Annotated in this window: 13 protein-coding genes; 11 read left to right on the forward strand and 2 right to left on the reverse strand. The window is 50.2% G+C overall.

What is annotated here, in order from left to right; translation table 11 throughout:
* Nucleotides 1-7 precede the first annotated feature (7 nt).
* From rsxB to nth, 11 genes are all read left to right on the forward strand, one after another.
* A complete protein-coding gene (rsxB, locus tag F5I99_RS10695) occupies nucleotides 8-607 on the forward strand; it encodes an electron transport complex subunit RsxB (RefSeq protein WP_151055865.1) in 600 nt (199 codons plus the stop codon).
* The gene (rsxC, locus tag F5I99_RS10700; RefSeq protein ID WP_151055867.1) at nucleotides 604-2,301 is read left to right on the forward strand and encodes an electron transport complex subunit RsxC; all 1,698 of its coding nucleotides are present in this window, start codon (nucleotides 604-606) and stop codon (nucleotides 2,299-2,301) included. Before rsxB ends, rsxC begins: the two co-directional genes overlap by 4 nt.
* Nucleotides 2,301-3,359: an electron transport complex subunit RsxD gene (gene rsxD, locus F5I99_RS10705; RefSeq protein ID WP_151055869.1), complete on the forward strand. Its 1,059-nt coding sequence runs from the start codon at nucleotides 2,301-2,303 to the stop codon at nucleotides 3,357-3,359. The genes rsxC and rsxD overlap by 1 nt, the downstream gene beginning before the upstream one ends.
* A 1-nt stretch (nucleotide 3,360) precedes the next feature.
* A complete protein-coding gene (rsxG, locus tag F5I99_RS10710) occupies nucleotides 3,361-4,023 on the forward strand; it encodes an electron transport complex subunit RsxG (protein WP_151055871.1) in 663 nt (220 codons plus the stop codon).
* Nucleotides 4,013-4,720 carry an electron transport complex subunit E gene (locus tag F5I99_RS10715; RefSeq protein WP_151055873.1) on the forward strand — a complete coding sequence of 236 codons (708 nt, stop codon included), beginning with the start codon at nucleotides 4,013-4,015 and terminating at the stop codon, nucleotides 4,718-4,720. The genes rsxG and F5I99_RS10715 overlap by 11 nt, the downstream gene beginning before the upstream one ends.
* A gap of 11 nt (nucleotides 4,721-4,731) precedes the next feature.
* A complete protein-coding gene (locus F5I99_RS10720) occupies nucleotides 4,732-6,996 on the forward strand; it encodes a mechanosensitive ion channel domain-containing protein (RefSeq protein WP_191905836.1) in 2,265 nt (754 codons plus the stop codon).
* Between the two features lie 221 nt (nucleotides 6,997-7,217).
* Nucleotides 7,218-10,067, forward strand: a complete 2,850-nt coding sequence (locus tag F5I99_RS10725; RefSeq protein ID WP_151055877.1) for a toxin VasX — start codon at nucleotides 7,218-7,220, stop codon at nucleotides 10,065-10,067.
* A 20-nt stretch (nucleotides 10,068-10,087) separates the two neighbouring features.
* A complete protein-coding gene (locus tag F5I99_RS10730; protein ID WP_151055879.1) occupies nucleotides 10,088-11,041 on the forward strand; it encodes a hypothetical protein in 954 nt (317 codons plus the stop codon).
* 129 nt (nucleotides 11,042-11,170) lie between these two features.
* Nucleotides 11,171-12,175, forward strand: a complete 1,005-nt coding sequence (locus F5I99_RS10735; protein WP_151055881.1) for a response regulator — start codon at nucleotides 11,171-11,173, stop codon at nucleotides 12,173-12,175.
* Nucleotides 12,172-13,131, forward strand: a complete 960-nt coding sequence (locus F5I99_RS10740; RefSeq protein ID WP_151055883.1) for a sensor domain-containing diguanylate cyclase — start codon at nucleotides 12,172-12,174, stop codon at nucleotides 13,129-13,131. Before F5I99_RS10735 ends, F5I99_RS10740 begins: the two co-directional genes overlap by 4 nt.
* Before the next feature lie 10 nt (nucleotides 13,132-13,141).
* Nucleotides 13,142-13,774, forward strand: a complete 633-nt coding sequence (gene nth / locus F5I99_RS10745) for an endonuclease III (protein ID WP_151055885.1) — start codon at nucleotides 13,142-13,144, stop codon at nucleotides 13,772-13,774.
* Between the two features lie 297 nt (nucleotides 13,775-14,071).
* On the opposite strand, the gene yfaE is transcribed toward nth, so the two are convergent.
* A complete protein-coding gene (yfaE, locus tag F5I99_RS10750; protein WP_151055887.1) occupies nucleotides 14,072-14,335 on the reverse strand; it encodes a class I ribonucleotide reductase maintenance protein YfaE in 264 nt (87 codons plus the stop codon).
* An 8-nt stretch (nucleotides 14,336-14,343) separates the two neighbouring features.
* Entirely contained in the window at nucleotides 14,344-15,474 is a 1,131-nt protein-coding gene (gene nrdB / locus F5I99_RS10755; protein WP_151055889.1) for a class Ia ribonucleoside-diphosphate reductase subunit beta, read from the reverse strand.
* Between the last annotated feature and the right edge of the window lie 3 nt (nucleotides 15,475-15,477).

A 15,477-nucleotide genomic window follows, 5' to 3' on the forward strand; every position in this document is an offset into this window, starting at 1 on the left:
TCGTTGCATGACAATTGTTCTGACAGCCGTCTTAATTCTATTGGTATTAGCCAGTGTCTTCGGGGTAATTCTGGGGTATGCCTCGGTACGCTTTCGTGTCGAGGGTGATCCAATCGTTGACCAGATAGATGCATTACTGCCACAGACCCAGTGTGGTCAGTGTGGTTATCCTGGTTGTCGCCCTTATGCCGAAGCCATATCCAATGGTGATGCCATCAACAAATGCCCACCGGGTGGCCAGAGCACCATTGAATCCCTGGCTGACCTGCTGGATCGTGAAGTCGTCCCACTGGATGCAGAACATGGTGAAGAGCAAGCTAAAACCGTTGCTTATATTCGTGAAGATGAGTGCATCGGCTGCACCAAGTGCATTCAGGCCTGCCCTGTGGATGCCATTCTGGGTGCGGCGAAACAGATGCATACGGTGATCGTCAGTGAGTGCACTGGCTGTGATCTCTGTGTTGAACCCTGCCCTGTAGATTGTATTGATATGTTGCCGCTACCTGTTACCCCGGCCAACTGGAAATGGCCCGCCCCAGTCTCTGACCCTAACCTGATTCTCACCGACCGTGGTCGGGGGCATCTGCTGCAGGGAGGTTCACAATGAGTCGGGTATACAGCTTTCATGGTGGAGTGCATCCGCCGGAAAACAAGCGCCAGTCGCTGGGTGCACCGATTCGCCAGGCACCACTGCCTTCGCGTCTGATATTGCCTCTGCAGCAGCATATCGGTAAAGCCGCTACGCCACTGGTTGAAGTTGGGCAGACGGTTCTCAAGGGCCAAAAAATTGCCGAACCTAATGGCCATATCAGTGCCGCTATTCACGCGCCCAGTTCCGGAACCGTCGCCTATATAGGTCTGCAGCCTGTGCCTCATGCATCAGGGCTGGAATCGCCTTGCATCGTCATTGAAACTGATGGTGAGGATCGCTGGATCGAACGCGAACTGTTACCGGATTACCGCAGCGTCAGTAAAAAAAACCTGATACGGCATATCCGTGAGTCCGGCATTGCCGGGCTGGGTGGGGCGGGTTTCCCAACCGATATCAAGCTGAACCTGGGTCAGGACCATATCGTTAACACCCTGATCATTAATGCCGCCGAGTGTGAACCTTATATTACTGCCGATGACGCGCTGATGCGTGAACGTCCAGATGAAATCCTGTCCGGTATCGAAATCATTGCGCACATTCTTGAGCCCAGCCATACCCTGATCGGTATTGAAGATAACAAACCCAACGCCATCAAAGCGTTACGTGAAGCGATTCGCAAACGTAATCTGTCTATCGACCTGATGGTGGTGCCAACACGCTACCCCTCCGGCGGTGAAAAACAACTGATTCAGTTGCTGACCGATGTGGAAATACCCAGCGGCTCAATACCGGCCGATGTCGGCATCGTCTGTCAGAACGTGGGCACGGCCGCCGCCGTGTATCGTGCGGTAGAATATGGTGAACCGCTGATTTCACGCATTGTCACCCTCACTGGCTTCGCTCTGGGTCACCGACAGAACTATGAAGTGCTGATCGGTACGCCTTTTTCTACTCTGCTGGAGTCCGCCGAGGTGGATCGCTCACGTCTGTTCCGTTTGGTCATGGGTGGCCCGATGATGGGCATTTCAGTGGAAGATGACCGTATTCCAGTAATCAAAACCACTAACTGTATCATTGCTGCAACACGTGAAGAGATGCCGCCGGCGCCACCGGCACAGCCCTGCATTCGTTGCGGCATGTGTGAACAGGTATGCCCGGCTTCATTGCTGCCACAACAACTATACTGGTTTGCCAAAGGCCGGGAGTTTGACAAGGCCCGCCACCACAACCTGTTCGATTGTATAGAGTGCGGCGCCTGTGCTTATGTCTGCCCCAGCAACATTCCCCTGGTGCAGCACTATCGTTTTGCTAAATCAGAAATACGCAATGAACAAGCCGAACAACTGAAAGCAGCCCAGGCCCGTGAACGCTTTGAAGCCCGACAGGCACGTCTGGCACGCGAGGTGGAAGAGAAAGAACTACGCCGTAAAGAGCGCGCCGAGACGGCTTCACGTGAGCAAGCCCGCAAAAAAGCTGAAGCCGAACTCAGCAGCTCCGCGCCTCCTGATCCGGAAGCTGAGTTGAAGAAATTAAAAACTGCCGCATCCATTGCCCGTACCAAGCTGAAAAAAGCGCGCGAGGCACTTAAAAATGCCCGTGAAAAAGGACTTGAGGGCACTGATAAACTCGACGCTACCGTTACCCAACTTGAGCAGAGTGCTGAGGCTGCCGAACAAGCCTGGCAGCATGCAGCCGGAGAACAGAACTGATGGCCCTGATTCACCTGAGCTCACCACATGTTTCCAAAGCCAATGCCACCGATCGTGTTATGCGTCTGGTGTTATTGGCCACCCTGCCTGCGCTGCTGGCACTGACCGTTTTTTTTGGCTGGGGTAGTCTGATTCAACTGTTATTGGCCTGTAGCTGCGCATTAGTATTTGAAGCGGCTTGTCTGCGGCTGCGCAAACGCCCACTGGGGTTTTTCCTCAGAGACGGCAGTGCACTGGTCACCGGGGTGTTACTAGCGCTAGCCATTCCGCCTTTTGCGCCCTGGTGGATCATTGTTATTGGCATGTTTACCGCCATCGTGATTGCCAAGCATTTATACGGCGGCCTGGGCAACAATCCCTTTAATCCGGCTATGGTTGCCTATGCCCTGTTACTGATCTCATTTCCGGTCGAAATGAGCCAATGGAACGCCCCTTTTGTACTTATTGAAAACGACTGGTCAACCTTGACTCATCTGGGTGAAACTCTGCGCATTATTTTCACCTCGGTAGACCATAGTTTGATCGATAGCTATACCGGGGCTACGCCACTGGAAGTACTCAAGCATCGCGCTGGCATGACAACTGAAGAAGTCTGGCGCAACTCTGCGGTGCTCAGTAAAGGCGTATTCGCCTGGTACAGTATTAGTGCGGCCTGGATGATGGGTGGTATCTTTCTGATCTACCGCAAAGTGATCACCTGGCATGCGCCTTTTGCCATGATCGGTACGGTGTTCTTGATCTCCAGCCTCTTCTATGCCGGTGACCCGTCCAGCTATGCTGATCCGTTTGTGCATATAGGTGTCGGTGCCACCATGATGGGTGCCTTCTTCATCGCTACTGATCCGGTTTCCTGCGCCTCCAGTAACCGCGGCAAGGTGGTGTTCGGTATCGGTGTGGGTCTATTGGTTTATGTCATTCGTACCTGGGGAAACTATCCGGACGCCGTAGCCTTCGCCATTTTGCTGATGAATCTGTCAGCCCCCTTCATTGATCACTACACCCAGCCACGCAGCTATGGGCATCGGCGTGCCAAACGCGGTATAGGCGGAGGCCAGTAGCATGCAGGATCTACTCTCCAGTATTCGTCGCAACACCCTGGGCATTGCCATTTTTGCCGCCGTGACAGCTGGTCTGATCGCGATAACCCAGGTTTTAACCCAGGAACGCATTGCTGCTAATCGGGAAGCCCATCAGGCCCGGGCTCTCTATGAAATTTTACCACAGCAACTGGATCCCAACCTGCACTTACAGGTCCTGGAAGTGCCGGCACCGGAACTGGGTATGACACAACCTATCAAAGTATTCCAGAGCATTGTTGATGGCCGTGTTGAGGCGGTAATCCTGCCAGTCACCACCGCAGATGGCTACAGTGGTGATATAAACATACTGGTGGGAATCTGGCGTGATGGTCGCGTGGCCGGTGTCAGAGTCATAGGGCATAGGGAAACACCCGGGCTGGGTGATAAAATTGAACTGGATAAATCAGACTGGATTCTGAGTTTTAATGAGCAACGCTGGTTAGGCGAGGATGACAGCCGCTGGAGAGTACGTAAAGATGGCGGGCAGTTTGATCAGTTTACCGGTGCAACCATCACACCCCGTGCTATTGTTAAGCAGGTGGCGGCGGTTCTGCGCTACTATGAACAGCGTAAGGACCAGATACTGACACCGGTAAAACAACCACAAAACACCCTTGAGCGAGGTAGCCTACATGAGTCCTGAGTATAGAAAAATTACCCTGGACGGTCTGTGGCACAACAATCCTGCTCTGGTGCAACTCCTGGGCCTGTGTCCCCTGTTGGCTGTTACCGGCAGTGTCGTCAATGCCATAGGCTTAGGCCTGGCCACTACCGTGGTACTGGTAGGCTCCAACCTGACAGTATCCTTGTTTCGTCATCTGGTGCCTGAAGCTGTTCGCTTGCCAATTTTTGTCATGATCATTGCTGCCTTTGTCACCGCTATAGAACTGCTGATGCAGGCACTCACTTATGAACTCTATCTGATTCTGGGCATCTTCATCCCGCTGATCGTAACCAACTGCGCCATCATGGGACGCGCCGATGCTTTTGCCTCGCGTAATCCAGTGCCAGCCGCTATAACAGATGGCCTGATGATGGGAGTCGGTTTCACGCTGGTGTTAATGTTGCTGGGCGCCATGCGTGAAGCGCTGGGTGCTGGCACCTTGTTCAGCAACATGCATCTGTTATTTGGAGACTTTGCTCGTAGTTGGGAGATTACGCTGGTTGAAGACTATCGTGGTTTTCTGTTTGCAGCCCTTCCTCCTGGCGCTTTTGTCGGCATGGGATTGCTTATTGCCTTAAAAAATATTATCGACGCGAAACTGAAAACCCGAGCTGAGCGTATCAATAAAAAAAATGTGGAGCCCGCGCCCACTAAGCGGGTCAGAATTACCGGATAATGCAGGTTTTCATGCTGACAACGCACTCTATGCTTATACGCCCCTTTTTGGCTTTTTTTCTGTTGTTAATTGCAAGCTTCTCTTCTCCCTCATTTGCTCAGGAGGCCGATAAAGCGACTGACACTCAACCTTCAAGCGCATTACTGGCCGACCTGCTGGAAAACCCGGAGACCCGCGATCAGCTCATCAGTGAACTGCGCGCTCTGGCCGACCCGGAAAAAACTCAGGCAGCTGAAGAACAGCAGACATCTCTGGTTCGACAGATAGCCGACTCAACTCAAGCCTTTGCCCAGCAAATGACACAACAGCTGTTAGAGGCACTTGAAGTCACCAGCGAACTAGCGAATAGTGACTGGCACCTGATGGTGCCCTATGCCCTTAACTTTCTTTACGTCATTATTGCCACGCTGCTCAGTTACCTTGTTTTGCGCAAACTGGCTATTCCACTGTTCCGCTATGCCGACAACCTGGTCAGCACAAGACCCGGTGCAGCTCGACTGGTAACGCGTCTGGTGATTGTACTGGGCGCTCTACTGGTGGATTTGCTGGCTATCCTGCTGGCTTGGGTTACTGGCTACAGTATCGCCCTTTTCCTGATTGGCGAGTTAGGTGAAATGAGTACGGTACAATCACTTTTTCTGAATGCCTTCCTCGTCATTGAAGTATTCAAGTCTTTGGTAAGGATGTTCTTTTCTGCACGCTATAACGGTTTGCGCCTGCTACCCTTCTGCGCTGAGACCGCTGCCTACTGGAATGCCTGGATAGCCAAAATCAGCAGCTTTATCGGTTACGGGATGCTACTATTAGTACCCGTAGTGAATTTTTACGCAGCACCCGCACTGGGGCATGTTGTCAGCCTGCTGGTCATGCTGACCGCTTTCGTCTATGCCCTGGCGATCATTCTGCAGAACAAAAAGCGCGTCGCTGAGAATATCAGTGAGCAGGCAGAAAATTCGGATTTTGCCTTTACCAAAATTATTTTGAATATGCTGTCACGCAGCTGGCACCTGCTGGCTATTGCCTATTTCGCCGGGTTGTTACTGGTCACAGCCATACGCCCCGAAGATGCTCTACCGGTCATTCTGCAAGCCAGTATGCAAACCCTGCTGGCTATTGTAGTGGGTCTGTTCATCTCGGCACTGCTAACGCAGGTTATCTCCCGTCAGGTACAGGTTCCTGATGACTTGAAAGCCCGCTTCCCGGCATTACAAGCCCGCTTGAATGAGTTCATTCCCACCTCGTTGAAATTTGTGCGTCTGATCATCATGCTGGTGGTGTTTGCCTTTGTACTGGATGCCTGGTCACTGTTTGACTTTAGCGCCTGGTTGAGCTCGGATACTGGTAGTCGCTTGCTGGGAACCGTGCTGTCAGTGGCCATCATATTACTGATAGCGAAATTGACCTGGATCGCTTTTGCCAGTTGGGTTGAACACAGGTTGAGCCCAACGGGCCGCAGTATCGCCAGTGCCCGTCAGCAAACCCTGCTAAAACTGTTAAGCAATGCTGTAATGATCATGCTGATCGTGTTTACGGTGATGATATCCTTGGCAGAGCTGGGGCTGAATATCGGTCCGCTGATTGCCGGTGCCGGCGTCGTAGGCCTGGCCATAGGTTTTGGAGCCCAGACCCTGGTTAAGGATGTTATCACTGGCATCTTTATTCAGTTGGAAAATGCCATTAACACCGGTGACGTAGTTACCGCCGATGGTATTACCGGTACCGCTGAAAACCTCACCATTCGCTCGCTGGGGCTACGTGACCGCTTCGGCACTTACCACTTGATCCCCTTCTCTTCCATTACCACCGTGTCCAACTATATGCGCGGCTATGGTTACCATGTCGGTGATTATGGGGTGGCCTATCGTGAAGATACTGATGACGTCACAGTGCATCTGCGTGCGGCCTTTGATGAACTGATGAGTGATGCTGAACAAAGCAAGGATATTATGGATGAACTGGAAGTTCAGGGTGTCTCGGAACTGGCTGACAGCGCGGTTAATATTCGTGTACGTATCAAAACCCTGCCCGGCGCGCAATGGTCAGTCGGTCGTGCCTATAACCGACTGGTAAAACGTCATCTGGATGCCGCGAGTATAGAGATACCTTTCCCGCATTTCACCCTATATTTCGGCCAGAACAAGGATGGCTCCGCCCCCCCGGCACCACTCAATCTGGTCAGCACCCCGGCATCCCGCAACGCCGAGAAGAGTCTGGAGCAGCAACCGGATGAAGCCCGTTCGAACCCGCAAAGCGGCACTGATTTTGATGAGGCCTAGCTCGGTGATTTCCTCAAACCGGTCAGTAATATAGCTGTGAATTTTTGTGATTGAAGCATCATAGCGGCCGGATTTATACAGAAATACTAGACATTATTAAGAGGGTTTGATTTACTTCTGATCCTAAGGGCATAGACGCAGTTGGCTGCAACCAAGGAACGCCCGGATCTGACACCTGAACAGATCAACGCTGGCTGCGATTCAACAAAGGACTGTGACACATGTCATCCAACTATATCGCCAGATGCGATCCCCGAAAAATCATTCCCATTTACCCTTGTCGTTACGTAGTGGCAGACGAGCTGTTACTGACCGATTCTAAACAATTGCCGGCAGCACTGACACCTCCAGCCGGTGTAGATCAAGCCCCTCACCATCAACTGGCATCCTTGCGTCAAGGGTATGTGTATATCTATGGCAACCTGAGTATTGATGGCACCAATGTCACGGATAGCAAAGCCAATTGGTTGATTTTTCGTTACCAAACCCGTGCAGATGACGGCAACTCTCTTGATGAACCAACCGCCTGTGCCGACACTTTTCAGTTTTACAAGTACACTTGGAAAGATGGTACGCCGCGTAGCGACTGGGAGGCAGACTGGCAGACCTATCCCTATGCCTTTGTCAATCTATGCGCCATTAACACCTGCATCGCCTACAGTGAAGAGCGCTGGCCTGCTTATATGTTTGAGGCTTTGGAACGCGATGAAGGCTGGCGTGACCGTGTAATGCAGCCCATTGACCTGCAGGGTAACGATCCGCATATGCTGTCGATAGATCAACTTGCTCACTACGTTGAAGACTATAAAGGTATCAAATGTGAAGAGCGTGAAACCAATGTTGTGCGTCATACTCCGATTGGTAGGCTTGATATCGAACCCTACGAGAGAATGAAAGCCACCCATCCAGAGCGTTATAGCTATGCTCGTATTATCGTGCTGGAAGATACCCTGGGTGAAGCCAAAGACTTGTTACGTCTGGCGGAGGTGATAGAAGCCAATATCCAGGCCTATGAATCTACCTACCACTACGCTCTCACCACAGCTAAAGCGATTGCACCCTATGAGCAGGAGATAGACAAACGCTACCGAAACCCGGAATGGGGCTTTGTAAATAAAATTACCCATCTGGGGCGGCAGATCGTTGGTAATGATCCGCTTAATCGCTCAGCTGATGCCCAGCGTCATGACTTTGCAGCCTTTGGTTCTCCAGAGCGCGAAGAATCGCAACAGCAACTGATTGGCTTGTGGGCGGCATTGGACAAACGGCCCCGATGGCGAAATGAAGTAGAACTGGCACTACAAGGAGCAGAACAACACGATTGCGAAGCCTGTATCGATTATAGTGCCGGCCAGTTGCACCATTATCTGGCGGGAATCAAACAATCAGCCGAAGGTGCTATCCGCCTCAAAAAACAGCTGCAAATATCAGGTGACTCAGATGGTTCAAACGACACGAGTGACACAGGCGAAGAGACACAGTACATAAAACTGCTAGCGGCCATGACTACAGTCGCTTCACGCGTGATCGGCAGTTTACAGGACACACGGGCTCTGTATCGTATTGAGCTCCTCATGGCCGAAATTGCCACCGAACTGGCTGTGACTTTAGACGCCGGTAACAGCCGCATTCAGCTGAGGCAATTGGAAAAACTGGCTGGTGTAACAGCCCGTTCAACCAGAGTACTCTTGAGTGATTTGGAAGCAACCTCCAGGCAAAACTATGAAAATTTACTTCGGGGCAGATCACGCACCCAGGTCACGACACTATCGCAGCAGACAGCTTCAACACGGTCAGCCCCCGGCTATAGCGCTACAATATCAAAGCAAACCTCTTTGACTTACTTTAGTTATGAAAAAATTGAAGGTACAGGAGCACACTTAGCTCGAAGTTACGGTGGCCTGAGCTTCTCCGGGCTGGGGCTTGTGTTTGGACTGCTCAGTGCACGGCAGACAATCAATGAATGGAACAACAACGATTTCAATGCCCGTTCCGGTTTTGGAGCGCTGGCTAACTCCCCTGCGATGCAACTCACAGCCAGTCTGATAGGTGTCATGGCCGGTGGTACCTCGATCTATGCCTCACCGACCTATGTGCAACTCAACAGCAATATGCTTAGGCTAACGGAACGGCTGCAGCTACGTTTGAGAGGTAACCTACCCAGACAAGGTGCTGTAGTGGTACCCGAAAAACCAATCATAGGGGTGTCATCCCGGCAACTGGCCCAACGTGCGCTGGTGGCGTCATGGTTAAGCTCTGCCGCACTGGCGGTAACCTTGCTGATCTCAATTGGACAGACTTGGGAAGGTATTAAGCAAAACGATTATGCACGTATTGTGGGCCATAGTTTGCAGGGTGTGGGTGGTGTATTACTGACCTCTAAGCTGATTGGGAGTGGTTTGGTTTTCACGGGTCTACCCTATCTGGCGTCCTTGGGTACCGCGCTATCCGCGGCAGCATTTCCCTTAGCTATCATTGGCGGGGTGTTATTGGCAGGTGGGTTGTTTTTTGCATCGGTGAGTCGTTCGGAAATGGAGCAGTGGGTGTATGAGGGGTTTTGGGGCAGAAAAGATCCTTATTGGGAAGATGAAAGACTTAATATCAATCGACAGATAAACGACTCAATAATACTAATGGAAGCAGAACCTACCAACCCAGTCGAAGCAGCTCAACTCAAGGTGTTTTATAATCAAGAAATACGTGCCTTTGAGCAAGTGATCTGGCGTATTCAGGTTAAAAATATTCAGGATGAAGATGGCCGGGTAACGGTAGAGTTTCCGGGGTTAACCACGCCGGATCAACTTGGGCAACTATCCATTCGAGTACAAAAATACCTGCAGGGTATCGATGCCATTATGCTGCAAGGCGCGTCCAGATGGCAAACCACGTCTAACCAGCCTATTCGTCGAGAATGGCTAGGGCCCGGTGTGGCCTCCCTGGATCTGTCTGCCTATGCTCAGGAGAAAAAATTTCGTCTGGAAATCAGTTATGAGCGCACCCTCCCTTGGGGCGACACCCAGCGTTTTACCCTGAATGAACCACTTGTGATCGAAGAACCCAGTCAGCTTTGAGCAACTACAGGATATTCCCGATGGCACTAGCTCCAATTCAACTAATTCCTGACCCTACTAAAAATCCGGATGTAATTGAAGCAATCAACTTATCCATTACGCGCATTGATGACGATACAATTGAAGTTCCCTCCATGACAGCGATGGGGATTAATGTTTGGCTTAAAATAATCTTTTTTTCGATCTTTTTTGGTTCCATTTCAAATTATGATCCAGGATGGTTTACTCAAGATGGCAAACCAGGCGTTGCTTATGAAAAAATTCATAGAATGTTGTTTCGAGAGGAGCCAATTAAATCCTATTTTTATAGGAAGGAAGATAGAGATAATCCTGGGTACTTAAGCGATGGTACTAGCTATGAAGAGTTTAAAGCAGAGCAAATAGCGCTGAACGGCCGCGGCATAGGCTGGGGTCTATTTGCCATCGGTATGCTGGTAGTGCCTTGGATCTTATTCAACATCAGTATACAAAACCCCGTCCGCTTTGATCGTAAACGTCGCATTGCTTATACCTGGTCACGCGGGTGTTTTATATGTATTCAATTGCCTGAAAACAGTGACGACCCTTTAGCGCTGATTCGTGCCCATGTACCTCATGCCCCCAAAATAAAAGACCCGCATAATCCCGATGGTGGACTGGTGTTTTGGCTACCGATGCCGAAAAAAGCAGCCAATATGCCGATCGGTGTCGGCGCCAACTGCTTTATCGCACGTGCGGCGGTCCGTTACCAAGCCTATTATTTGCGTGATTTCATCACCGATTTTATGACCAATCCAGACCCACAATGGCTTAATCAACTGGGGCCTAAGCGTAAACCCAAGTATGTGCTGTGGATGGATTACTTTTTTTACAATCTTGCTCGACTACAATTGTTACCGCAGTTCTCATTCGAAAAACGCAAAACCAAGGCCGCAATTGCAGCCTTTATGCAGAACCCGCGTACGCAGTTGTATGCTGACGACCTGCCCTATTAATGAGATACTTAGGAGTTAAAATTTCACTCTAGCGGTTGCGGCACTGAATTCTATCCCATTGCATGCTGCTCATTTTTTGTTTAACATCAGCCGGTTAAATTTCATACACTAAAACCGGAGCTACACTCTGTGTCACAGCCGATCCCTGTCGTTATCTGCGATGACTCCCAGCTCGCCAGAAACCAAATGGGTCGTGCGCTGAAACACTGGAATGTTGATATCACTTTTGCTGAGCATGGCCTGAAAGCCCTTGAAGCCATACGTTTAGGAAAGGGGCATTTGCTGTTTCTTGACCTTACCATGCCGATTATGGATGGTTATGAAGTCTTGGAACGTATCCGGCGCGATGACCTACCCAGCCTAACTGTTGTTGTCTCAGGCGATGTACAGCAAAGCGCTAAAAAACGGGTTTTGGCCCTGGGCGCAATGGGATTTATTGCCAAACCCATTAATGCAGAATTACTGGCTGAGTCCCTGAAGGACTACGGTCTGATTGACGAACTGGAGCCACGAGATTCAGACGCACCTGCCGATGCCCCCCTACGTATACCCGACAGTCTCACAGACTCAGTGCAGGAAGTGGCGAATATCGCCATGGGTCGAACCGCCAGTCAATTGGCTGACGTGCTGCAGCGGTTTATTCACTTACCTGTCCCCCGCGTTGATCGCATCACCGCTCAAGATCTGGCTATTGCACTCAAGACCGCCTCAGGTGACCAACCTGCCACGACGGTCTGCCAGGGATTCTGCGGGCCAGGCATTGCCGGTGAGGCGCTGCTGATTTTTCAGGATTCATCCATTATTGATTTAGCTAATTTACTGCATTATCAGGGTGAGCTAACTGAAACTACCGAACGCGCTGTGCTGATGGATATCGCCAATGTGCTTACCGGCGCCTTCCTGTCCAATGTCAGCAAACTCCTGGATCTATCTCTCAGCCGAGGCACCCCGCGCATTCTTGGACTGCACTCTGAATCATTGGGATTTGAACACAGTCCTGCAGCCGCACAACAGTTACTGTGTATCGAGATCGACTATCAAATCGCAGAGAGTACCACCCACTGTGATCTGCTGATGTTGTTTACTGAAGACTCCCTGCCCGCGCTGACCGAGCGCCTGGAACTGTTGAAATGACACCACAAACACCCCGGAATGAACTTCACACTCTGCACTGGCAAATGAGCTTACTGGATAACCTTGATGTTGGCCTGATGGTGCTGGATAGTGATTTAAAAGTTGCATTATGGAATAACTTTATGGTGAATCACTCAGGGCTACCCAGCAGCCAAGTACAAGGGCAATCATTATTTAGTGTGTTTCCTGAACTGGATACCCTATGGTTCAAGCGTAAACTCAACAGTGTGCTGACTTTGGATAACCCGGCTTTCATGACCTGGGAAGAACGTCCCTGGCTGTTTCGTTTCAACAGTTATCGACCGATTACTGGGTCAACACGCTGGATGTACCAGAATGTTACGCTGATTCCATTGACATCACCGGACGGTAAAATCAAACAAATTGGCTTGATTATTTATGATGTTACCGATGAAGCCGTCAGTCGTCAGGCACTTGAAAAAGCCAACCTGGAACTCAGTAAGCTCAGCCGTACGGACCACTTAACCGGCCTGAACAACCGCGGCTACTGGGAGACGTGTCTGCAGCAGGAGTTCGAACGCTTTATCAGGACGCAGCAACCCACCTCATTGATTTTATTGGATATAGACCACTTCAAACAGGTCAATGACACCCAGGGCCACCTGGCTGGTGATGCAGTTATCCGCCAGCTTGCAGACATTATTCGTCAGATGATACGCACCACCGATATTGCCGGACGTTATGGTGGTGAAGAGTTCGGTATACTCCTGCTGAATACGCCGGCTGTCAATGCCGAGATTCTGGCTGAGCGTCTGCGCTACGCCGTTGAAACACGGCCTATTGCTTATGAGGGCGAACAACTGATGGTCACCATCAGCCTCGGTGTTGCCGCCGCCGATAATAGCTTCCAGGATTATCAAAGTTGGCTGGAAAAAGCCGATCAGTGCCTGTATCAAGCTAAGGAAAGTGGACGCAACCAGTTTGTAACCCTGTGATGACTTGCCCATGAATGCCGACAAACGCTATCAAATTTTTTCACGCCTGCGTGAGCAAAACCCGGAACCCCGTACAGAACTGGAATACCAAACTCCGTTCGAACTACTGATTGCTGTCATGCTCTCCGCACAAGCCACGGATGTCAGCGTTAATAAAGCTACCCGCAAGCTATTCCCCATTGCCAACACACCTGAAGCACTTTTGCAGTTGGGTGTAGACGGTGTCAAAACCTATATCCGCACCATTGGCCTGTTTAACACCAAGGCTGACAATGTCATTAAAACCTGCGCCCTGCTACTGAGCGAGCATCAGGGTGAAGTCCCAAAAACACGTGAAGCCTTGGAAAGACTTCCCGGTGTCGGGCGCAAGACAGCCAATGTAGTCCTGAACACAGCCTTCGGGCAGCCGGTCATGGCGGTAGATACGCATATCTTTCGCGTATCCAACCGTACCGGAATCGCCAAGGGCAAAACCGTGTTGGACGTAGAAAAGCGACTCACCCGCCTCGTACCCGCTGAGTTTTTACTGGATGCTCATCACTGGTTAATCTTACATGGCCGCTATGTCTGCACCGCAAGAAAGCCGCGCTGTGGTGCCTGTGTGATTGAAGACTTGTGTGAGTTTAAAGATAAAACCGAGTAGTTACACACAGGTATTTGTTACTCACATTATCTGTGGATAAATCTGTGATTAGTTTTTGGATCAATAGCGCAACTCAGCGCAGCACGGGGCTTTCAGCGAATTGATACAAAAACAGCCAGAAGAAATAAAAACCTTAAATATCATACACTTATCATAGTCAATAGGCGAGATAGCAAATTTCTTTTGATCTGGATCAATCAATTAGTGTCAAGTCTTTTCGCATGTGCAAAAGTCTGAAATTAAGGCTTGTTTTTAGTGTATTTTCAGTGCAGCAGAAGGGAAAACAGAGCCAGCGGATTACTCCGGCAGCTCTATTTCTATATGTGTTGCCGGACGGCAACAGCAGGTCAGTATCTCATCTTCTTTCAAATCAACCAGAGCGTCCTGTACCGCCTCTACCTGGCCATCAAGCAGCCTGACCTTACAGGTACCACAGTAGCCTCCCCGACAATTGTAGGCAGCAGGAATCTGCTGTGCCTCCAGTGCGTCTAAAAGAGAAAATTCATACTGATAGTAGAAGGTATGAAAATTATTAACCTTGATTCGGGGAATGCCAGCCATCGTATTTCTCAGAGATCAAAGCCGTCAAAATCTTCAGTTTCCACGTCATTATCGATCTGACCAACCAGATAAGAACTGATTTCAGATTCCTGCGGGGCCACCTGAACATTGTCGCTGATCAACCAGGCATTCATCCAGGGCAAGGGATTCTGACGTGCCGGGAAAATATCGTCCAGCCCCAGCGCTCGCATTCGCACATTGGTGATGTACTCAACGTAATCACCCAGAATGCGTGCATTCAAACCGATCATAGAGCCCTTGCTGAACAGGTAAACAGCCCAGTCTTTTTCCTGCTGAGCAGCCTCCTGAAAAATACCTATCACATCCTGACGACATTCGGTGGCGATCTGCTTAAAATCAGGGTCATCACGCCCGGACGCCAGAATATTCAGCATCTGCTGTGTACCGGTCAGATGTAAGGCTTCATCACGAGCAATCAGACGAATAATTTTGGCGTTACCCTCCATGATTGCCCGTTCAGCAAAAGCGAAGGAGCAAGCAAAGCTGACATAAAAACGAATGGCTTCCAGCACATTAACCGAGACCAATGTCAGGTAGAGTTTCTTTTTCAGGTTATACATGCTGGCATCCAGTGTCCGACCATCAACTTCTTTGATGCCTGGGCCATATAAGCTGTATACCGTCACCAGCTCAATAAACTCGTCATACAGGCGCGTGACTGACTCGGCACGACGTACAATTTCCGGGTTAGTCACTATCTCATCAAACACCACCGAAGGTTCGGTGATGATGTTGCGGATAATGTGCGTGTAGGAGCGGCTATGAATAGTTTCACTGAATGCCCAGGTTTCAAACCAGGTTTCCAATTCCGGCAGTGAGACGACCGGTAAAAAAGCGATATTCGGTGAGCGGCCCTGTACTGAATCCAGTAGCGTCTGATATTTGAGATTACTCAGAAATATATGCTTTTCATGCTCTGGCATATCCGAGAAATCCTTGCGATCTTTGGTCAGATCGACCTCTTCCGGACGCCAGAAAAAAGATAATTGTTTCTCGATAAGCTTTTCAAAAATCGGATATTTCTGTCTGTCATAACGAGCAACATTGACACTGCGTCCGAAAAACATCGGCTCAAGTGTGGCGTCGTGATCACTGGTACTAAATGTTGAATATGACATAAC

Source organism: Nitrincola iocasae (genome assembly GCF_008727795.1).
Taxonomy (GTDB): Bacteria; Pseudomonadota; Gammaproteobacteria; order Pseudomonadales; family Balneatricaceae; genus Nitrincola; species Nitrincola iocasae.